We start from the raw sequence: 18,787 nt of genomic DNA, 5'->3' as shown, positions 1-18,787 counted from the left end.
AGTCCGAGGGAGCCCCACTCTTCGCTGAAGTCGATGCTTACGCCGTTGTGGTAGCCTGGGATGGTAGTGCCGTAGGCGTAGGAGTACTGGTAGAGACCGGTTGGCTCTGCGGTTTCCCAGCCCATGTAGCTGAGGAACTTACCGGCAGTGATAGATGTGCCTTCGCCGAGGTCGTAGGTGAGGAACGCTTGCTCGAGGTCGATCTCGTTGGCGTCGCCGCGCTGGTAGTCGAGGTCGACTTGGGCGGTGATTTCGTCGAAGGAGAGGAGGAAATCGAGCTCCATCTGGTCCAAGTCGAACGAGGTGGAATCGCCGTCGTTGTTGTCAGCGTGGAAGAGCGACATGTCGAGAAAACCTGTTACGGACAGGTTGTCGTTGATTTCGATCTGGCCGTGTAGGGCAGAGCTAGAGAGCAGCGCGCCGGCTGCGGTTAGACTTAGTAGTTTGTTCATTGATCTGAGTTTTTTTAGGTAGTGACGCTCGCAGCAAAGCTACTCGCGAGGAGAGTGACTATTCGAACGAACCCTTGACCGTTCCGTACATTCGCCATCCAGCAAATTAATTGCCAACCATGGCGGGGGTTAAAAAAATCTGAAATATAGCGAAGCTATGAAAATAACTGCTCAATTTCATGCAGAACTTAAAGGGATTTCGTGGCACAACGTGTCTCTGGGACGCGGAATTTAGGTACAAAGCACTAGATGATCAAGCATTAACGACGGATCATCTAAGGGCTTTGTCTGCATCTCTTTAACTTACAGATGAGTGCTTGGCGGGGGAGGGCTATTCCTCCTCGTTCGAGCCTTCGCTGCTTGTTTCGCTAGGTGTCTCCTCCGGTGCGGTTGTGGTTTCGTCGGTATCCTCGTCCTTTTCCTCGTCGTCCTCCACGATGCGAGCGATGCCAAGGAGCTTGTCGCCTTCGTTGAGGTTGATGCAGCGGACGCCCTTGGTGATGCGGCCGATGAGGTTGATGTCGGCGACCTTGGTGCGGACGGCTTGCCCGTTTTTGGTCAACATCATGATCTCGTCGTTCTCGCGCACTGCCAGGGCGCCGGCCACGCCGGAGGTCTTGGCGGCGATGACCCCGCTGCCGCCGCGCTTCTGCAGCGGGAACTCGTCGAAGACGGTGCGCTTGCCTTGGCCGTTGATGCCGCAGATGAGCAGAGCGGACTCGTTGTCGACCACTTCCATGGCTTGGGCGTAGTCCTTGCCGGCCAGCTTGATGCCGCGGACGCCGCGAGTGGCTCGGCCTTGCTCGCGCAGGTCGGACTCGTGGAAGCGGATGGACTTGCCGAGGTGGGTGACGATGACGAGCTCGCTGTCGCGGTTGGTCAACTTGACGGTGATGAGGGAGTCGCCCTCGTCGATGTTGATGCCGATGATGCCTCCCTTGCGGAAGTTTTTGTAGGCGGCCAGGTTGGTCTTCTTAACGGTGCCGTTCTTGGTGCACATGACCAAGTTGAAGTCTTCGGAGATCTCCTTCACGCAGATCATGGCGGCGATTTGCTCGTCCTTTTGGAGCTGGAGCACGTTGTTGATGCTGCGGCCCTTGGAAGTGCGGGAGCCTTCGGGGAGTTCGTAGACCTTCTCCACGTAGACGCGACCGTTGTTCATGAAGAACATGATGGTGTCGTGGGTGTTGGCGGTGAAGATGTGCTCGACGAAGTCGTCCTCGTAGGTGTTGCCGCCTTGCACACCCTTGCCGCCGCGCTTCTGGGTGCGGAACTCGGAGTCGGAGACGCGCTTGATGAAGCCCTTGTGGGAGATGGTGATGAAGCAGCCTTCCTTGGGCGTCATGTCCGCCTTGGAGATGTCGCCTTCGTAGGGAACGATTTCGCACTTGCGAGGGCTGGTGTACTTCTCCTTCAGCTCGAGCAGCTCTTCCTTGATGATGGAGAGCAGCTTGTACTCGTTTTCGAGGATGGAGCGTAGCTCTTCGATGAGCTTGAGGAGCTCGGCGTACTCTTCTTCGATCTTGCCGCGCTCCATGCCGGTGAGCTGGTAGAGGCGGAGGTCGAGGATGGCGGCAACTTGGCGATCGGAGAGCGGGTACTTTTCTTGGAGGCGGACCTTCGCTTCGTCGCGGTTGGCGGAGGAGCGGATGATCTTGATGAAGTCGTCCAGGTTATCCAGGGCGATCTTGTAGCCTTCGAGGATGTGGGCGCGGTCTTCGGCCTTTTGCAGGCGGAAGGCGGTGCGTCGGTAGATGACTTCGCGGCGATGATCGATGTAGCAGTTGATCATCTCCTTGATGTTCATCTGCTTGGGCCGCTTGTTGTCGAGGGCCAGCATGTTGACGCCGAAGGAGGACTCGAGGGCGGTCTTCTTGTAGAGCTTCGAGATGATGACCTCGGGGAACTCGCCGCGCTTGAGCTCGACGACGATGCGGGTGTTTTCGTCGGACTCGTCGCGCAGGTCGGAAATGCCTTCGATTTCCTTGGTGGATACGAGCTCGGCGATCTTGGTGACGAGGGAGGCTCGGTTGACGTTGTAGGGGATGGTCGAGATGATGATGCGCTCGCGATCACCACTGTCCATCGGCTCGGATGTAACCGCTCCGCGCATACGCACGATGCCGCGGCCGGTGTGCATGTATTCGTCGATACCCTTGCGTCCGATAATGCGACCGCCGGTGGGGAAGTCGGGGCCTTGGATGAGCTCGCCGAGTTCGGCGATGGTGATGTTGGGGTTGTCGATCTGGGCGCAGATGCCGTCGATGAGCTCGTCGAGGTTGTGCGGCGGGATGTTGGTCGCCATGCCCACGGCGATACCGGTCGAACCGTTCATGAGCAAGTTCGGTAGTCCTGCCGGCAATACGGAGGGTTCGGTGGTGGATTCCTTGTAGTTGGGCACGAAGTCGACGGTGTCTTCGTCGATGTTGCGCAGGAGGTCTTCGGCGATGGCGGTGAGGCGAGCTTCGGTGTAGCGGTAGGCGGCGGGGGAGTCGCCGTCGACGGAACCGAAGTTGCCTTGCGGGTCGATGAGCGGGTAGCGCATCACCCAGTTTTGAGCCATGCGAACGAGGGTGTCGTAAACGGATCCGTCGCCGTGCGGGTGGTAGTTCTTGAGTACTTCCCCGACAACGCCGGCGCACTTGTCGAAGGCGCGGTTGTGGAGGAGTCCTTCCCGCAGCATGGCGTAGAGGATGCGTCGCTGCACCGGCTTGAGGCCGTCGCGGGCGTCGGGGAGGGCGCGGCTGACGATGACCGACATCGAGTAATCGATGTAGGCGGTCTGCATGATGTCAGTGATGCTCGTTTGAGAGATTCTTTCGTTGGAAATGTTTTCCATGGAGAGTGATTATAAAATGGATACGGGTTACTTTTATCGCGACCAAGGTCGCTCCTAGACGTCGAGGTAGGAGACGTTGAGGGCGTTGTCCTCGATGAAGAGGCGGCGTGGGGCGACTTCTTCTCCCATGAGGATGGTGAAGAGCTCGTCGGCCTTGGCGGCGTCGTTGATGTTGACCTTGAGTAGTCTACGTTTGGATACGTCCATGGTTGTTTCGTAGAGCTGCTTGGGGTTCATTTCACCGAGACCCTTGTATCGCTGAATGCTGAGTCCCTTGCGGCCGGATTTGCGGATTTCGTCGAGGATAGACATGTTCGAGAAGATCTCGATGGTGTTCTCGCTCTTGGATCCGACGTTTTCCGTGAAGGTGTAGACGGGTTCCTCGGAGGTGAGGAACTGGGAGAGGTTGAGTCCGATCTGCTCGATCTCGTGGAGGAGCTTGGACATTTCGTTGGACTCGAAGATCTCGAAGATGGAGATGCGTTTGGAGATGCCGGCGGCTTCGTCGTAGATGGTCGCGGTGGCGTTTTCTTCGTTGAGGCTTTCGGCGCCCATGCCTTGGTTTTGCACGAAGGCGGCGCGGTCGGACTCTTCGCGGAGGAAGTGGTAGGTCTCGTTGTTGCCTTCGCGAACGCGGGCGAGGTAGCGAGGAAGGCTGTGGTCTTGCTTCGAATACTGTTCGAGGTATTCGCCGAGCGATCCGCCGTGGCGTGTAACCGATCCGCCGATACGTTCGAGTTGGGCGAAGATTTCGACGATCTTGTCAAGCTGCTCGCCTTCGAACTTATGGCCGTCGTCGACGCGGGTGAGCACTGCTTCGTCGCCGCCGAGCTCGAGGAGGATGCGGTTGAGCTGTTCGTCGTTGTCGACGTACTGCTCGCGGCGCTTGCGCTTGATCTTGTAGAGCGGAGGCTGGGCCATGTAGACGTAGCCGCGCTCGATCAGCCCCTTCATGTGGCGGTAGAGGAAGGTGAGCAAGAGGGTCGAGATGTGGGAGCCGTCGACGTCCGCGTCGGTCATGATGATGATCTTGTGGTAGCGGGCTTTTTCGATGTTGAAGCCGCCGCCGTCTTCCGAATCGCCGATTCCGGTACCGATAGCGGTGATCATGGTACGGATTTCGTTGTTGGAGAGGACCTTGTCGATACGGGCTTTCTCGGAGTTGATGAGCTTACCGCGCAGGGGAAGGATCGCCTGGGTGCGGCGGTCGCGGCCTTGCTTGGCGGAACCGCCCGCGGAATCGCCCTCCACGATGTAGAGCTCGGATTCTTCCGGCTTGCGGGAGGAGCAGTCGGCGAGCTTGCCCGGGAGGCCGCCTCCGGAGAGGGCGGACTTGCGCACCGTTTCGCGGGCCTTGCGGGCGGCCTCGCGGGCGCGGGCGGCGTTGAGGCACTTGTCGATGAGGCGCTTGGCCAGCTTGGGGTCGGTTTCGAAGTGGTACTTGAGGCGCTCGCCGACGATCTTCTGCACGATGCCGTCGACTTCGCCGTTGGAGAGCTTGGTCTTGGTTTGGCCTTCGAAGCGCGGCTCGGGGACCTTGACGGAGATGACGGCTACCAGGCCTTCGCGGGCGTCGTCGCCGGTGATGGCGGGGTCCTTGTCCTTGAGGAGGTTGTTGGCGCGGGCGAATTGGTTGACTACGCGGGTGAGGGCGGTGCGGAAGCCGGTGAGGTGGGTGCCGCCCTCGATGTTGAAGATGGAGTTCGCGTAGGCGAAAATCTGGTCGTTGTAGGAGTCGTTGTACTGGAGGGCGACGTCGACCTGGATGGCGGGGGCGTCTTCCTTTTCCTTAACGGCGTCGCCGAAGGAGATGGGGTCTTCGTGCAGGACGGTTTTGGAGCGGTTGAGGAAGCGGATGTATTCGGCGATGCCGTCCTTGAAGAGGAAGTTTTCTTCCTTGTTGGAACGCTCGTCGATGAGGGTGATGGAGATGCCGGGATTGAGGAAGGCCAGCTCGCGCAGGCGCTTGCCGAGGATCTCGTACTGGAAGGTGAGGGTGGTTTCGAAGATCTCGGGGTCTGGCTTGAAGGAGATCTTGGTGCCGGTCTTTTGGGTTTCTCCGATGATGGTCAGCTCCTTGGTGGTCTTGCCTTGGCTGAACTGCATTTGGTGGATCTTGCCTTCGCGGCGGACCTCGGCCTCGAACCACTCGGAAACCGCGTTTACGCACTTGGCTCCGACCCCGTGCAGGCCTCCGGAGACCTGGTAGGCGCCCTTGCCGAACTTGCCGCCGGCGTGGAGGTTGGTGAGCACCAGCTCGAGGGCGGGGATGTTGTAGGTGGGGTGGATGTCGACGGGGATTCCGCGTCCGTCGTCCTCGATGGAGCAGGAGCCGTCGAGGTGGATGGAGACCTTGATGTTTTTACAGTAGCCGGCGAGGGCTTCGTCTATGGAGTTGTCCACCACCTCGAACACGCAGTGGTGGAGGCCGCGCTCGTTGGTATCGCCGATGTACATGTCGGGCCGCTTGCGCACGCCCTCGAGGCCTTCGAGCTTCTGGATGTTGGAAGCGTTGTAGTCTGAATCGCCGTCGTAGTTGACGGGCTGGTTCTCAGATTCGTTTTGGGAATCCATAAAGGTGGTACAGGGTTTTCTGTAAGGCTGTTTGTAGCGCGTGCCAAAGGGGCACGCTTCGTCTGTGAAAACAGCAAATGAAAACGCCCGCGCGTGCGCGTGCAAGGCCTTTGTCGGATTTCGTGCGAATGAGGCGTTCTAGGGTGCTTACAAGGCCCGTTCTAAAACCGTCGTAGGGTGGTGTATTGACTTTCTGGTGTAATCGGATGTCGAATGTCTGCGATTTTTGCCTATGAAGTTATCTGTAAAGCTCGACTACGCGTGCCGCGCCCTTGCCCGAATGGCAGTCCGTCTTCCTTCGGGGGATCTCTCGCGCATCGAGGAGCTGGCCGAGGTGGAGGCGATTCCCGCGAACTACCTGGTGCAGATCTTGGGGGAGCTTCGCAATGGGGGCTTGATCGAGAGCCGTCGCGGGAAGCAGGGCGGCTACTTGCTGGCTCGGCCGCCGGAGGAGATCAGCTTGCGGGAAGTGATTTCCCTGGTGCAGGGCGACGTGTTTGGCTCGGTGGCGAATGCCGCGGGCGCTTCGGGTGAGTCGGTGGCTCGGGCGTGGAAGTCGTTGCAGGATTGTTTCGAGGCGAAGGCGTCCGAGTTGACGGTCAAGGACCTGATGCCGAGCTCGCCGGATGAGATGTATTATATATAAGGCTTTCGGGAGGAGCGCGAAATAGGAGTTGCGGGGAATCTGGGTTTGACGCTTGGCGTGGACCGCAGCTCAATGGATTTCCCTTATGGTATCCGATGCCCTGACCAAGATGCTGATCCTGCAGGATCGCGACATGAAATTGCAGCAAGTCGAGGACGCGTTGCAGACGATTCCGCAAGACCGGCGGGCTGCGGAGGCGAGGATCGCCCAGATCAAGGCGGATGTCGAGGCGGCTCGGCGGCGTATCAAGGAGTTGGAGACGAAGGGCAAGACGATCGAAACGGAGATGGCTTCCATCGAGGCCCAGATCGTCAAGTACAAGAACCAGCAGCTGCAGGTTAAGAAGAACGAGGAGTACCAGGCCCTGATCCACGAGATCGAGAACGCGGGCAAGAAGATCTCCGACTTGGAGTCGGACGAGCTGGAGGTGCTTTACGAACTCGACGAGGAGCGGAAGCGCTTCGCCGAGGCGGAGGCCAAGTCGCGGGACGAGATAGCGCTCGAGGAGAAGGCGATCGCTCGCTTGAACGAGCGCGAGGGGGAGGTCCGTGGCGAGCTGGAGGCCGCCCGCGAGGCGAAGGCGAAGGCTGACGCGGAGCTCGATAATCCGAGCCGTTCGAAGTATACGCAGGTGGCTCGCGGCTTGAAGTTTCCGGTGATCGTGGAGCTGGTGGGAACGTCCTGCAAGGGCTGCCACATGAAGGTTTCCAACGCGATTTTGTCGGAGGTAAAGGCTGCCAAGGAAATTACGACTTGCGACAACTGCGGTCGGGTCCTCTATTACGCGGACTAGTTTCGGAGCCGCGCGTTCGCTCCGTTGTTCTTTTTGAGAATCTCCGGGGAGGAAAGTCCGGACGCCGTAGAGCAGGATTCCTCGTGAAAACGGGGGAGGGCCGCTTCAAGGCGGTTCGACGGCCAGTGCCACAGAGAATATACCGCCTCGGCTTCGGTCGGGGTAAGGGTGAAAAGGTGGGGTAAGAGCCCACCGCGGTTCGAGCAATCGGACCGGCAGGGTAAACCCATTCCGGCGCAAGGTTAAATAGGGGACCTGGGCTGCTCGTCCACTAAGGGTCCCGGGTGAACCGCGCCACTTCGCAAGAAGGGGCTCCCGCTTCGGCGGGATGCAGATAAATGAACGCGACCCTAGTTTCGGCTAGGGTACAGGATCCGGCTTACAGGCTCCGAAACTAGTTATTTCCTGAAGGCCGTTGAGCGCTGGCGCAGGGCATGGATTGATTGCTTAGGCTAAGGCGACTAGGCGTTCTCTGGCGTCTTTGCCTGTGGGGGATCGTCGGAATTTCGCCCCGACCTTGAGTGGATTTTCGGGGGAATTGGAAATTTTATACGTGTGAACTCTAGTTTGCTCCATTCGGTCCCGCGCTTTCCCGATGTACGAGGGGCAATGTTATCTCGTACCGCAGCCTTATCCACCCAACGCTTGAAGCGAGCCCGCCGTTTTGGCCGGGCCAAGAGCGGCTTTACCTTGGTGGAGATGATGGTCGCCATCTTCGTGCTGGGCATCGTGCTGGCTGCGGCGTTTTCGACCGTAGCCCAAGCTCTGCAGACGGTCGAAACGTCGCGGGACTACGCACGTGTCGCCCAGATCTTGCAGAGCGAGATGGAGGACTTGCGCACCATGAGCTGGAGCCAGCTGGAGGCGCAGCAGGCAGCGGACGGCGGAGTCGTCTCCATCGACCTCACGGAGGAGTTCAACGAAGCCTTTGGCGCTCGCTACCGGGCTTTTCGCTACATCCAAGACCGCTACTCGGACCAGAAGCAGGCGACGATTTGGGTGTACTGGTGGGACGCCCGCGGAAATTTCAGAATTAAACAAACGGTATCCTGGTTCACGGAGAACGGACTGCATGACTACTACTATCGCTCATTCTAGGCGCGGCGGTCGATGGGGGCGTCGCAAGAAGGCGTTCACCCTGACCGAGGTGCTGATAACCATGACCCTTTGCGGCTTCGTGCTCGCTGCCTCCACTGGCAGCCTGCTCTTTCTCGCCAAGTCGACCAAGGGGCTGGGCAACTACCAGGAGATGAACATGGCGAGCCGCTTCACCTTGGAGGACTTTGGTTCGGACGCTCGCATGACGGTCGACGTCAATGCAGCTACGGCCACTTCCGTATCTTTGGAAGTCTATGATTCCACGGGTGGCGTTAGCACGGTCGTTTACGCTTACGATGCGGGGGCGGGGACTTTTTCTCGCACCGCGGGCGGGGCAACGGACGTGATCCTGAAGGACGTGAAGTCCTTGGAACTCGTCTATTACAATTTGTATGGGGTCAAGGATAGCGATGGCTCGATCAATCCACTGGAGGTGAAGGAAATTCAGCTTCAAGCGGAGATGCAGAGAAGCGTTCTCAGCATCAAGAACACCAACGAGATCATTTCTGCTCGGTTCATGATGAGAAACCGATCGGTGAGTAGTTAACGTCAACAAGAGGGTTTGTTATGAAGGGTAAGAGCTTAAGGAATAAAACGGGTTCGGCCATGGTGGCTGCGATCTTCGTAGCGGTGGTGATCGGGCTGTGGATGGCGGCGGCGATGCAGTCGTCGTTTACTGAATACAAGATGTCGACGCGATATCTGAACATGCAGAACGCGCTGAACTTGGCGGAATCCGGCCTGGAGGAAGGAGTGCGCGGATTTAACGACGGAAGCTGGTCTGGCTGGACCGCGTATTCGAATGGTTACTACAAGTCGATGACGGCCCCTTGGGTAGGCAACGGCACGACCGGGGAAATCAAGATCTTCGTGAGCAAGAGCACGACGTCGCCCACCATCGCTGCGGAAGGTTCGCTTACCGGGGCGGACGGACGGACGCTCTCTCGCCAGATCAAAGTGGACCTGTCTTCGAGCAGCCTTTTCGCCAACGGCTTGCTGGCCCGTCGCAACGTGATCATGAACGGCAACGGGGTAACGGTCGACAGCTGGGATTCGCGGGTGGGCAACTACTCTTCCTCGACTCGGGCCTCGAACGGCAACGTGGCGTCGCTCGCTCTTCTGAATACGGATATCCTGCTCAACAACGCGGATATCTACGGCTATATTTCGGTAGGCGGCACCTTCGACGTGAATGCGTCTTTCCACCGCAACGGAACGCTCGGCGAGTGGGGTGATGCGGGCGGATCGAAGGACCTCACTCGAGTGACGGAGGACTTCTATGCCGAGCTGCCCCCGGTGGTCACTCCTTCCTACGGAAGTTGGACCGATGTGAGCACCATCAATGGCGGTTCCTCGGATATTAACGACGCGCTTACCTTGGGCAACCCATTGGATACTTCGCCCGCCCGGTACCAAGCCGAGCGGATCAATCTCTCTGGCAACGGGGATAACCTCGTGATCGACGGTCCTGTCGAGCTGTACGTCCGCCGCAACGTCAGCATTTCGGGGAAGGGGACGATTCGAATAACGCCGAACGGATCTTTGACGCTGTACTCGGCGGAGTCCTTGAGCATTTCCGGCAACGGCTCGGCTTACGGGATGCAAAACGAGACCATGAAGGCCGAGAAGTTCATGATCTACAATACGACTCCTTACGAGGGTGGTACCAGCGTGGACGTGGGAGGCAACGGCTTGGTTTACGCGGTGATCTACGCGCCGAATTCAAACGTGCATCTGCATGGGGGCGGCAGCGGCGGTTCGGTGTCGGGAGCGATCGTGGGCTACGAGATCACTTTGAGCGGCGGCTACGAGTTCCACTACGACGAAGCCTTGGCGGACCTGGCGGGCGGGGGCGGCCTGAACATCGACTTTTGGCGCGAGCTCAAGGCGGTGGGCGAGCGCTTGCCGTTTGGCGATCCGGTGGCTTTGAACGCGAGCTTCTAGACGCGGGCGAAATTATTCTTCAATCCCGTTCGGCTAAAGCCTTGACAAAGGCGCTTCCGGCGGGAATATCCGCTCCCCTTATGGCAAATACCAAGTCAGCAATTAAGAACAACCGCAAGACGATCGCTCGCACACTGCACAATCGTTCTCGCAAGACTCGTATCAAGACGCTGGCCAAGAAGGTAGCAGCACTCGCTGCCGACGGTTCTGACAAAGAAGCGCTCAAGGCCGCCGCGATCGATTACGTTTCCGCAATGGACAAGGCTGCGAAAACCAACCTCGTACACAACAACAAGGCAAGCCGCGCGAAGGCTTCCGTTGCCAAGTACATCGCCGGTTAATCCATTTTTTCCTCCTCCCATCATGAACCCCCATGCGTTTAAGACGATGGGGGTTCTTTCTTTTCCGACCCCAGCCGAAAAATGAGCAGCAAGAAAGAATTCATCTCCTTCCCGCCAGGCTACCTGGGCAGCCGGCCGGAAAAGTTTCCTCTGATCGCCAACAACGATCGCTACTTCGCCGTGAACAAGCCAGCGGGGCTGGCTTGCTTCCAGCACGAGTGGAGCTTGGGCAAGCCGGACCTTTCCATGGCGATCCGCCGCGAGCTGCTCAACGAGAAGCCGCAGCTCAAGAAGCTAGGGGTGGAGGGCTTGTTTCGGACCTACAACCTGGATCCGGAGCTGAGCGGAGCCCTCGTCTACGCCAAGAACGAAGCGACCGAGGAGCTGCTCAAGAACGCAGTCGGCTCTTCCCAGCTCGTCTTTCGGTTCCACTTGCTGGTGAAGGCGGAGACGGAGGATCGCGAATTCGTCTGTGACTTGCCGCTGGCGCGGCATTTCACCTCCAAGTGCATGGTGGTTTCCCACAAGACCGGGAAGAAGTGCGAGACGCACTTCCGCTACCTGCGGAGCTTCGGCCAATACCAGCTTTGGGAGGCGGAGACCAACTACCTGCGCCCCCATCAAGTGCGAGTGCATGCGGCCGAGCGCGGCTTGAACATCGTAGGGGAGGACTTCTACAACGAGGGAGACGAGATCTACCTTTCCCGCATCAAGCGCGACTACATGCGCGGCAAGGGGCGCGAGAAGCCTCTCTACGACAGCCTCTGCGTGCATCTGGTCGAGGTCGAGTTCAAGATCCCGGAAGTGGAGCTCGAGCCGGTGCTGGCGCCCTTGCCGAGCCGATTCGAGACCTTGCTCAAGCGCTTGGACGAATACCGGGGAGGCCGAAGTTAGGCGAAGGCCACCGAAGGGAGTTGCAGTCCTCTTTTCTGCAATTTCTGCTTTACAGGATTCCGGCTAAGGCCCACGTTCTCGGGCTTTTCCAAAATTTCAAGGGACAAAAACAATGGGTAATCTCAAAAAGAAACGCAGACTTAAGATGTCAAAGCACAAGCGTCGTAAGCGCTTGAAGTCAAACCGCCACAAGAAGAAGGCTTGGTAGACTGAGTTTTCGACTCGGGGCGCCACTTCGCTTGCCCAGCGGCCCGCGAAAAGCTCCATAGCTGAAAACCGTCGACTTGTCCCCAATCCGGCTGGCGCCCGACTGAATCGCCTTTCGAGCCCGAACTCCCAGAGTTCGGGCTTTTTTGCGTGCCCCGGCAAGGCTGTCGCCCCTACGTGGTTTCTTGCAAAGACGGCATCGGGGAAGCTTTCGGAACAGAAAATCTGACCTGAGCCGAGCGGGCGATCTTAGGTAGGCGATCGCTGGAGCGAGTGAGCGCCGGGCTGCGTTTCCCGTGGGGTGGAGCGCTTATGGATCAAGTTTCTCTTAGGGTGGAAAGTGCGCATGGGGCGATGGTGGATGTCGGCGGTTCCAAATTAGATCACTCTATTCGCCTCAATGATAGCTGGGCTCGACCGATAGCGTCATATGCACCTCGAAGCGGACAGCGCCTAGGGGATGCGAAACGACAATGATCTCAGCTAAAAAGAACAATTTTATCGTAGAGTACCGTCCTTCTGCGATCCGGGCTGCCCGCATCAGTTCGGAGACGGCCCCCACGGTCGTCGAAGAGGTCGTAGAGATCGACCTCTCGAAGGATGATTCCCCAGCTTCCACGATTCGAGCCTTTGCCAAGGCCAAGTCCAACGCCTGCATGCACGCCCACAGCGTCGTGTATCCGGAGGGCCGCTTGGTTCGCCAGGTCTTGCTCGACGCCCAGCGCGGAAAGGAAGTCGATTTCGTGATGGATTTCCTGCGCAAGGCGGGCGGCGTGGATCCCGAAAAGTTTGCGGCATACTGCTTGTCGGCGGCGGATGGCAGCGAGATCGATTTAGCGGCCTTCAACAAGAAGGAGATCCTCGTTTGCGGCGCTTCCAAGGAGGAGGTGTCGGGCGTGCAGCGCGAGCTCGTGGAAAAGGGTATCTACCCGCGGCGCTTGGAGCTCGGGACCTTGGGGACGATTGGCGCCCTGCGGGACGCGATCGGGGGCGATGCCGGTCGCTCGCCGGTGCTCTTCTTGGAGATCGACCAGAAGTTTACCAACGCGGTCATTGTGGGGCCGAAGGGAGTTGAGATGGCGCGACGCATCGATTGCGGAGCGATTCATATCGCCCAAGCCCTCAAGGAAGAAATGAATTTGAAGGATGAGGCGGCTGCGGAGAAGATCCTGCAGTCCCGCGACTTCGATCTTGGACCGATCGCGCCGAAGCTTTTGCGGAAGCTGCTGCGCGAACTGCAGAGCTCCATTGGCTTTTTCGAAGTCCAAACGGGCAGCTCGGTTTCCGAGTTGTACTGCTTGAAGGATGGTCGCTTCCTGCCGTGGCTGGAAGGCAGTATCTGCGACCTTCTGAATTTGTCTCCGCTTCCGCTCGATTTGAGCGCTTGGCTGGAAGGAAAGGGCGTCACCTTCTCTTCGGAGGAAGTAGGCGCCAAGATCGATAACACTTGGTTGAGCCTGTTTTCCTTGGTGCTCGAGTTTGGAAAGGGGAAATCGTGATCAAGCTATCGAAGAAAGCTTCCTCCGCTCGCAGCTACGATTGGCGTCCCAATTTTCGGGATTACGATTCGCTGCCCGATATGCGGGCGGTTCGCACCCAGTTTTTCGTGCCCGCCCTCGCGATCGCCATCGCTTCCGTGCTCACGGTCTATATTCTGTTTCAGGAGTACAGGGCCTCGAATATCGAGGAGGAGATCCAAAGCCTCCAGGCCGAGATCTCCACTTACCAAGGTCGCCACGACGAGAAGGTGAAGCTGAACGCCGAGTTCATGAAGATTAGCCGGACGCTCGCTGAGGTCGTGGAGTTCAAGGACGGAAAGCTGGTTGCCAGCGACGCGTTGTTGAGTCTCTCGTCGAACCTGTTGGATGGGATGCATCTCGACCGGGTGGAATACTACGAGGGAAGAGCCAACATCCAGGGGAGCGTGCTCGTCGCCGCCGAGGAGGCCTCTCGATTGGTGAACGACTACTTGAAGGCGATCGAGAAGGCAGACTCCTTCCAAGGTTTGCTTAACGAATATAAGCTCACGTCCCTCGAGCGCAGCACGGCAGGGAATGGCATCGCGTTTCGGATAGAGGTGATCGCGAAGGAGGAAGGAAAATGAGCTTTTTGTCTATATTGTCTTATTTAAGGAAGAACTACGTGATCGCGATCTGTTCGGCGGTCGTAGTGGTTTGCTTAGGCGTCTATTTCGTACGCAACGATCAAATTACTCGACTTGCGGCTGACGCGGATGACTTGAGCGTGCGGCATTCGCGCATTCTCAAGAACCTCAAGTTCGCTTCCGATATCGAAGCGGACCTCGAAGAGATCAAGCGCATGGACGCCGAGGTGAATGCTCGGCTGTTCGCGCCGGAGGACCTCGCCACCAATCAGCGATACTTCTACCAGGTCGAGTCCGCTACTGGCGTCGAGATGTCGAACATCCAGCAGGTGATAAAGCCCTTGCCGGACGCGAAGAGGGACAAGAAGGCCAGAAAGAAGGCAGAGATGTCTCCGTATCAGGAAATTATATACGATATGAGCGTCACGGGAACCTATCTGGAGGTTTTGTCCTTTGTCAGGGCGATCGAAGGAGGTTCTGCGTTCGCCGTTGTAGAAAGCGTTTCGATCACGGGAGCGAAGAATACGGTAGGCGAGCCTGAAGTAGAAATGAGACTTTCCGTAAGCGTACTTGGGAGGAAGAATAAATGAAGCGAGTATCAATAGTGAAAGGTGGAGTTCTTCTCTTTGCCGTCTCTCTTTCAGGAGTGTCGCAGGCAGCAATCATGTCTGCGGAGGCTCGGGCTGAGAGCTTGGAGGGCATACGCGCGGTGCTTGCGAATGAGGTACGACCTCTAGGGGACGAGCTAATTGCTGAGGCGCCTGCTCCATTTGTTCCAGATCGCGGCGAAACAGTCGTCGTAGAGGAGGAAGTCGAAGTTGTTCTGACCGAAGAAGAGCTTCTCGCGAAGCTTTCGAAGTATGTTAATCCAACCGGTATTTTTATGTTCGGTGGTGAGTTCTATCTGATTTTTAAAGAGAAAAAACTGAAGGTTGGTTCCGAACTGGGGATCACGTTTAACGGCGCGGAATACAGCGTTACTATAACTGAAATCACTGGCTCTACATATAAGATCCGTCGTGGTGATTCGGAACTGCAACTAAAACTTAAGTAAATGCGTTATATGAAATCCAATATTATACTATCAATAGCAGCCGCTTCGATCGTGGCTGGTATTCCTGTCCTTTATGGACAGGAGGCTCCTCCAGCAGGAACGGTTCGCGATGGACTGCGAGAAGCGGCGACTGCATCTCAGGAGCAGGAAGCTTCCGGCCCGAGCATCACTGACCTCGACCGTTTGTTTGAAGATCCCGCAGCGAGCCAAGCCGAGGTTGCTGAGGACGAAAACGGAGTTTCTGCTATCGACGACTCTTTCGCTTCGCCGATCGGAAACGACATGGCTCTCGACGCTTCGGACTTGATATCTGTAGATTACCCGAACGAAGAAATTCGAACGGTGCTGCGCAATGTTGCCGATCTCTATACTTTGAATCTAGTCGTGCCGGATACCTTGGTAGGAACGACCTCGATCAAGCTTCGCGACGTGACCTGGCGCCAGATCTACTCTGTGGTTCTCGAGCCAGTGGGTTATACCTTTATCGAAGAAGGCTCCATCATCAAAGTCGTGAGCCGCGATACTCTGAATATCGAGCCACCCGTAACTGAAATTTTCATGGTTAACTATGCGGATGCTGATTCTATTGCCGCGACGCTGCGCAACCTGGTGGATGCGAGCAAGGGCGGTGCCGTCCAGGTTGACCAACGGAGCAACGCCTTGATCGTTTCCGAGCGCGCTTCGAAAATGGATAATATCCGTTCCGTAGTGGAGCGCCTCGACAAGCCAACCCAGCAGGTGTTTATCGAAACGCGCTTTATTGAAGTTACCGACACGGATGTTAAGAATATCGGCGTGAACTGGTCGACGCTGCGCAACTATGGCGTAGGCGTTGGCAATATCAACAAGCAGTGGGGTGAGTCCTTTGACCGTGCACGTAGCGAAGGGGGTGAAAGCGAGCAGTCAAACCAACGAAATCTGGGAGATGTTGCTTTCACGAACGGAAATGCTGAAATGAGCGGCATCGGGGTGAATCGTGGTACCTTGGTCAATAACCTGACTGGGCAAACCTTGGTCGATTCTACTTCCGTCGGCGAAAGCACCCTCATAACGCATGCTGTAAATAACCTTTACTCCCTCGTGGATACGAAGGGGGTGAGTCGTTCCGCTTCCGCTATCTTTACGGCAGACCAGTTCGGTTTTGTACTCAGCGCTCTCAAGGAGCAAGGCGGCAGCAGATTGGTATCGAACCCAACGGTTGTGACGCTAAACAATCAGGAAGCCACGATCAACGTAGGTGAAGAGTTTCCAATTCCTAACTACCAGTACAACGAAGAAACGGGTGGTTTCGAGGTCAGCAACTTTGAATACAAGCAGATCGGGGTGAACCTGAAGGTTACGCCTTCGGTAAACAATGCGGGCCTGATCAACCTGAAGGTCGTGCCGGAAGTAAGCAGCCGTACGGGCGTGGTTAACTTCGGTGGTTCCGGCGGAGCGTCGATCCCTTTGATTTCAACTCGCAAGACAGAGACTCAAATCGCTCTGAAGGATGGTTTCACCATGGGTATCGGTGGATTGATGGAGAGCTCGAACAATTCCGACGACAGCCATGTGCCGGTACTCGGCAAGGTCCCCGGTCTTGGACGCCTCTTCAAGCACGAGTCGAAGACGGAAACCAAGCGCAACTTGCTAATCTTCATTACGGCCAAGATCCTCCCGAGCGAGGAAGCGGATTTCGAAGATGTATTCTCCCAAGAGATGATGGAAGCTTCCGGAGTCGACGCGGTTTCGCTAAAGAATCGCTAGTATCCGGAATTAAAATACGCAGTTTTACTTTAGTTGAACGCTCCTCGATGTTTTCGGGGAGCGTTTTCTGTGTTTTGGAACGAGGCTATTCGCCCATGATCGTCACCACGACGGAGCGGGTGTGGGGAGCGGTCCGATGCTCCCAAAGGAAGAGGCCTTGCCAGGTTCCAAGCAGCAGTCGACCGTCGGAGATGGGAATCGTTTCCGAGCTCCGTGTCAGGGCCATCTTGATATGGCTGGGCATGTCGTCGGGGCCTTCGTAGGTATGGGTGAAGTGGCGATCGTTTTCGGGCACGAGTCGGTTCAGGAAGCCTTCTAGGTCGTGGCGGGCGCTGGGGTCGGCGTTTTCCATGAGCACGAGACTGCAGCTGGTGTGCCGGCAAAATACGGTGGCGACGCCGTTTTTGATGCCGCTTTCGCGGAGGGCGTTGCGGGCTTGGTCGGTGATTTCGAAGGTCCCTTGACCTTGGGTGCGGACGTTGATTTCGGAATGGTAGACTGCCATGGGGAGCAGCCTGTGAACTATTGGCTTTCGAGCAATAGCGCGATTTCCTTTTGCTCCTCGCCGCGTTGGATGGTGAGGCTGAGGAACTGTCCTGCGGGACTGAAGAACAGGGCGTCTCGCCACTCGTTGATCCCGGAGATCGCTTTGCCTTGGAGGCTGAGGATCAGGTCGCCCGCTTGCAATCCGCTTGGCTTGGCGGCGGCGGAGCTGGCATCCAATGCCGACACTTCGAGGCTTCTCTGGAGGGTGTTGGGGTTGACGCGTTCGCTGATTTGGACTGGCAGCTTGGGGTGGAAGACTGTTCCGTTTTTGCGGAGCTGGGCCACGATGTGCTGTAGCGAGCGCGTGGGTACAACGTAGCTAGAAGCGACGTCGGGGAGAGATGCGACGCTAAGGCCGATTAGAGCTCCGTCGCTGCCGAATACAGGGGAACCGCCTTCCGCGGGGCCGGATGATATTCCGATGCGCGTGTAGGTGCAGGGAAATTCGATTTCGCCGAAGCTGCTTTCCTGACCGGTGACGATCCCAAGCTTGGGGGTGGGAGCGAGGTCGAGGGGGCTGGTTATGGCATAGGCGAGCGAACCGATGCGAGGGGCGCTCGCGGGCTGGGAGAGGTCGATGTACCGTATGCCAGGGGGCGGTTTGGCGACTTGGATCAGCGCGATGTTGGAGCGCGGATCGGACGCGAGGGGAACCGCCAGCAATTGCAGGCCGTCTTTTTCGATGCGAAGGCGGGGACCTTTTTGGGTGGGGACCGCATTGGTGAGTACGGTTCCTTTCGCGTCGATGTAGAAACCGGATTGGACGGTGAGGGCGACGTGCTCCTTGCCGTTTTCGTCGACCGTCTTGACCGCGTACTTCACTTTGACGACGGTGTCTCGATAATCCCGATACAGCTCGATGAGGCGTTGTTCGCCGGGGATGGTTTCCGAGCTGCGGGCGGGCTGGTCCGATGGCGTACCTGCCACGGTGGCGCCGACGAGCGCAGCGCTCGCCAGAGCGAATGATCCGAAGCGGCGTAGCATGCTGCTAGTAGTTCGGTTGGGCGCTGAGGATGTTGGCCCCGCTCGACTGTCCAGCGGCTTTCTGGGAGAAGGTTACGGGGGTGGTGTGAAGCTGGTATCCGTTGGCGGCGCGGGCTTGGCTGCTGAGCGAGTTGATTTGGTAAATCGTGTCGCTGGCGCTTTCTTCGGCTTGGTTATTGGCTGGAGCTTCGGCGCTTACGATGAAGTAGGCGGTTGGATCGTCGCTTTTTTCTTTGCTGGCGAGCGTTTGGGGCACGGATTGGAGTGCCTTGTCCGGTCCGTCGGTCAGGTAGCTCGCGTTCGTGACTGCGAAGAAGGTAAGGGCTACGGCTCCGGCTGCGGCTACTGGAGGGGCCGCTTTGCGGGCGATGATCATGCAGGCCCGGCGGAGGCGGGTATGCATGGGCTGAATCTGCACGAAGGTGGTGAGCTGCCGGCTGCGAAACTCTTGTTCGAATTTCTCCCAAAAGGCGGCGTCGGGCTTCTCCAGGCGCTTGAGCTTGACGAGTTGGCTCAGGCGTTGGTCAGCGTTGGCTGCGGAAGCGGTTTGTGGGTGGGCGCTCAT

Annotated in this window: 19 protein-coding genes and 1 other RNA gene; 14 read left to right on the top strand and 6 right to left on the bottom strand. The window is 57.6% G+C overall.

Features of this window, described 5'->3' with window-relative positions; genetic code table 11:
- The 3 genes from QEH57_RS22190 to gyrB form a co-directional block, all read right to left on the bottom strand.
- The coding region (locus QEH57_RS22190; RefSeq protein ID WP_309008988.1) for a porin at window positions 1-452 on the bottom strand (452 nt) is incomplete at its 3' end.
- Window positions 453-783: 331 nt separating this feature from the next.
- Window positions 784-3,291, bottom strand: a complete 2,508-nt coding sequence (gene gyrA / locus QEH57_RS22185) for a DNA gyrase subunit A (RefSeq protein ID WP_309008987.1) — start codon at window positions 3,289-3,291, stop codon at window positions 784-786.
- Window positions 3,292-3,345: 54 nt separating this feature from the next.
- The gene (gene gyrB / locus QEH57_RS22180; RefSeq protein ID WP_309008986.1) at window positions 3,346-5,865 is read right to left on the bottom strand and encodes a DNA topoisomerase (ATP-hydrolyzing) subunit B; all 2,520 of its coding nucleotides are present in this window, start codon (window positions 5,863-5,865) and stop codon (window positions 3,346-3,348) included.
- Between the two features lie 232 nt (window positions 5,866-6,097).
- Here gyrB and QEH57_RS22175 point away from each other — a divergent pair, with 232 nt between their 5' ends.
- The 14 genes from QEH57_RS22175 to QEH57_RS22110 all read left to right on the top strand — a co-directional run bounded on the left by QEH57_RS22175 (window position 6,098) and on the right by QEH57_RS22110 (window position 16,692).
- Window positions 6,098-6,511: an Rrf2 family transcriptional regulator gene (locus tag QEH57_RS22175; protein ID WP_309008985.1), complete on the top strand. Its 414-nt coding sequence runs from the start codon at window positions 6,098-6,100 to the stop codon at window positions 6,509-6,511.
- 85 nt (window positions 6,512-6,596) lie between these two features.
- Window positions 6,597-7,304, top strand: coding sequence for a C4-type zinc ribbon domain-containing protein (locus QEH57_RS22170; protein WP_309008984.1), 708 nt, complete (start codon window positions 6,597-6,599; stop codon window positions 7,302-7,304).
- Window positions 7,305-7,702: RNase P RNA component class A (rnpB, locus tag QEH57_RS22165), an RNA gene on the top strand.
- 211 nt (window positions 7,703-7,913) lie between these two features.
- Entirely contained in the window at window positions 7,914-8,402 is a 489-nt protein-coding gene (locus QEH57_RS22160; RefSeq protein WP_309008983.1) for a prepilin-type N-terminal cleavage/methylation domain-containing protein, read from the top strand.
- The gene (locus QEH57_RS22155) at window positions 8,377-8,949 is read left to right on the top strand and encodes a prepilin-type N-terminal cleavage/methylation domain-containing protein (protein WP_309008982.1); all 573 of its coding nucleotides are present in this window, start codon (window positions 8,377-8,379) and stop codon (window positions 8,947-8,949) included. Before QEH57_RS22160 ends, QEH57_RS22155 begins: the two co-directional genes overlap by 26 nt.
- 20 nt (window positions 8,950-8,969) lie before the next feature.
- On the top strand, window positions 8,970-10,346 hold the full coding sequence (locus tag QEH57_RS22150) for a hypothetical protein (protein WP_309008981.1): 1,377 nt from the start codon (window positions 8,970-8,972) through the stop codon (window positions 10,344-10,346).
- A gap of 80 nt (window positions 10,347-10,426) precedes the next feature.
- Window positions 10,427-10,687, top strand: a complete 261-nt coding sequence (gene rpsT / locus QEH57_RS22145) for a 30S ribosomal protein S20 (RefSeq protein WP_191618883.1) — start codon at window positions 10,427-10,429, stop codon at window positions 10,685-10,687.
- 81 nt (window positions 10,688-10,768) lie between these two features.
- Window positions 10,769-11,581: a pseudouridine synthase gene (locus QEH57_RS22140; protein ID WP_309008980.1), complete on the top strand. Its 813-nt coding sequence runs from the start codon at window positions 10,769-10,771 to the stop codon at window positions 11,579-11,581.
- A 112-nt stretch (window positions 11,582-11,693) separates the two neighbouring features.
- The gene (locus QEH57_RS22135) at window positions 11,694-11,789 is read left to right on the top strand and encodes an AURKAIP1/COX24 domain-containing protein (protein ID WP_083794420.1); all 96 of its coding nucleotides are present in this window, start codon (window positions 11,694-11,696) and stop codon (window positions 11,787-11,789) included.
- A gap of 472 nt (window positions 11,790-12,261) precedes the next feature.
- Window positions 12,262-13,287 carry a hypothetical protein gene (locus QEH57_RS22130; protein WP_309008979.1) on the top strand — a complete coding sequence of 342 codons (1,026 nt, stop codon included), beginning with the start codon at window positions 12,262-12,264 and terminating at the stop codon, window positions 13,285-13,287.
- The gene (locus tag QEH57_RS22125) at window positions 13,284-13,892 is read left to right on the top strand and encodes a hypothetical protein (RefSeq protein ID WP_309008978.1); all 609 of its coding nucleotides are present in this window, start codon (window positions 13,284-13,286) and stop codon (window positions 13,890-13,892) included. Before QEH57_RS22130 ends, QEH57_RS22125 begins: the two co-directional genes overlap by 4 nt.
- On the top strand, window positions 13,889-14,482 hold the full coding sequence (locus QEH57_RS22120) for a hypothetical protein (RefSeq protein ID WP_309008977.1): 594 nt from the start codon (window positions 13,889-13,891) through the stop codon (window positions 14,480-14,482). Before QEH57_RS22125 ends, QEH57_RS22120 begins: the two co-directional genes overlap by 4 nt.
- The gene (locus QEH57_RS22115; protein ID WP_309008976.1) at window positions 14,479-14,946 is read left to right on the top strand and encodes a hypothetical protein; all 468 of its coding nucleotides are present in this window, start codon (window positions 14,479-14,481) and stop codon (window positions 14,944-14,946) included. The genes QEH57_RS22120 and QEH57_RS22115 overlap by 4 nt, the downstream gene beginning before the upstream one ends.
- 9 nt (window positions 14,947-14,955) lie before the next feature.
- A complete protein-coding gene (locus QEH57_RS22110) occupies window positions 14,956-16,692 on the top strand; it encodes a secretin N-terminal domain-containing protein (protein WP_309008975.1) in 1,737 nt (578 codons plus the stop codon).
- Between the two features lie 85 nt (window positions 16,693-16,777).
- Here QEH57_RS22110 and QEH57_RS22105 read toward each other — a convergent pair whose 3' ends face one another.
- From QEH57_RS22105 to QEH57_RS22095, 3 genes are read right to left on the bottom strand one after another with little or no spacing between them, the layout of a single operon-like run.
- On the bottom strand, window positions 16,778-17,197 hold the full coding sequence (locus QEH57_RS22105) for a secondary thiamine-phosphate synthase enzyme YjbQ (RefSeq protein WP_309008974.1): 420 nt from the start codon (window positions 17,195-17,197) through the stop codon (window positions 16,778-16,780).
- Window positions 17,198-17,214: 17 nt separating this feature from the next.
- On the bottom strand, window positions 17,215-18,222 hold the full coding sequence (locus tag QEH57_RS22100) for a S1C family serine protease (protein ID WP_309008973.1): 1,008 nt from the start codon (window positions 18,220-18,222) through the stop codon (window positions 17,215-17,217).
- A 4-nt stretch (window positions 18,223-18,226) separates the two neighbouring features.
- A complete protein-coding gene (locus QEH57_RS22095; protein WP_309008972.1) occupies window positions 18,227-18,787 on the bottom strand; it encodes a hypothetical protein in 561 nt (186 codons plus the stop codon).

Source organism: Pelagicoccus sp. SDUM812005 (assembly GCF_031127875.1).
Taxonomy (GTDB): Bacteria; Verrucomicrobiota; Verrucomicrobiia; order Opitutales; family Opitutaceae; genus Pelagicoccus.
The sequence above is the reverse complement of the archived record's forward strand: the minus strand, read 5'-3'. Positions and strand labels throughout refer to the sequence as shown.

What these genes read in the sequence shown, in the direction of transcription:
- gyrA (WP_309008987.1), bottom strand. Translation starts at nt 3,291, where the DNA reads ATGGAAAACATTTCCAACGAAAGAATCTCTCAAACGAGCATCACTGAC.
- gyrB (WP_309008986.1), bottom strand. Translation starts at nt 5,865, where the DNA reads ATGGATTCCCAAAACGAATCTGAGAACCAGCCCGTCAACTACGACGGC.
- QEH57_RS22175 (WP_309008985.1), top strand. Translation starts at nt 6,098, where the DNA reads ATGAAGTTATCTGTAAAGCTCGACTACGCGTGCCGCGCCCTTGCCCGA.
- QEH57_RS22170 (WP_309008984.1), top strand. Translation starts at nt 6,597, where the DNA reads ATGGTATCCGATGCCCTGACCAAGATGCTGATCCTGCAGGATCGCGAC.
- QEH57_RS22160 (WP_309008983.1), top strand. Translation starts at nt 7,914, where the DNA reads ATGTTATCTCGTACCGCAGCCTTATCCACCCAACGCTTGAAGCGAGCC.
- QEH57_RS22155 (WP_309008982.1), top strand. Translation starts at nt 8,377, where the DNA reads ATGACTACTACTATCGCTCATTCTAGGCGCGGCGGTCGATGGGGGCGT.
- QEH57_RS22150 (WP_309008981.1), top strand. Translation starts at nt 8,970, where the DNA reads ATGAAGGGTAAGAGCTTAAGGAATAAAACGGGTTCGGCCATGGTGGCT.
- rpsT (WP_191618883.1), top strand. Translation starts at nt 10,427, where the DNA reads ATGGCAAATACCAAGTCAGCAATTAAGAACAACCGCAAGACGATCGCT.
- QEH57_RS22140 (WP_309008980.1), top strand. Translation starts at nt 10,769, where the DNA reads ATGAGCAGCAAGAAAGAATTCATCTCCTTCCCGCCAGGCTACCTGGGC.
- QEH57_RS22135 (WP_083794420.1), top strand. Translation starts at nt 11,694, where the DNA reads ATGGGTAATCTCAAAAAGAAACGCAGACTTAAGATGTCAAAGCACAAG.
- QEH57_RS22130 (WP_309008979.1), top strand. Translation starts at nt 12,262, where the DNA reads ATGATCTCAGCTAAAAAGAACAATTTTATCGTAGAGTACCGTCCTTCT.
- QEH57_RS22120 (WP_309008977.1), top strand. Translation starts at nt 13,889, where the DNA reads ATGAGCTTTTTGTCTATATTGTCTTATTTAAGGAAGAACTACGTGATC.
- QEH57_RS22115 (WP_309008976.1), top strand. Translation starts at nt 14,479, where the DNA reads ATGAAGCGAGTATCAATAGTGAAAGGTGGAGTTCTTCTCTTTGCCGTC.
- QEH57_RS22110 (WP_309008975.1), top strand. Translation starts at nt 14,956, where the DNA reads ATGAAATCCAATATTATACTATCAATAGCAGCCGCTTCGATCGTGGCT.
- QEH57_RS22105 (WP_309008974.1), bottom strand. Translation starts at nt 17,197, where the DNA reads ATGGCAGTCTACCATTCCGAAATCAACGTCCGCACCCAAGGTCAAGGG.
- QEH57_RS22100 (WP_309008973.1), bottom strand. Translation starts at nt 18,222, where the DNA reads ATGCTACGCCGCTTCGGATCATTCGCTCTGGCGAGCGCTGCGCTCGTC.
- QEH57_RS22095 (WP_309008972.1), bottom strand. Translation starts at nt 18,787, where the DNA reads ATGAGCGCCCACCCACAAACCGCTTCCGCAGCCAACGCTGACCAACGC.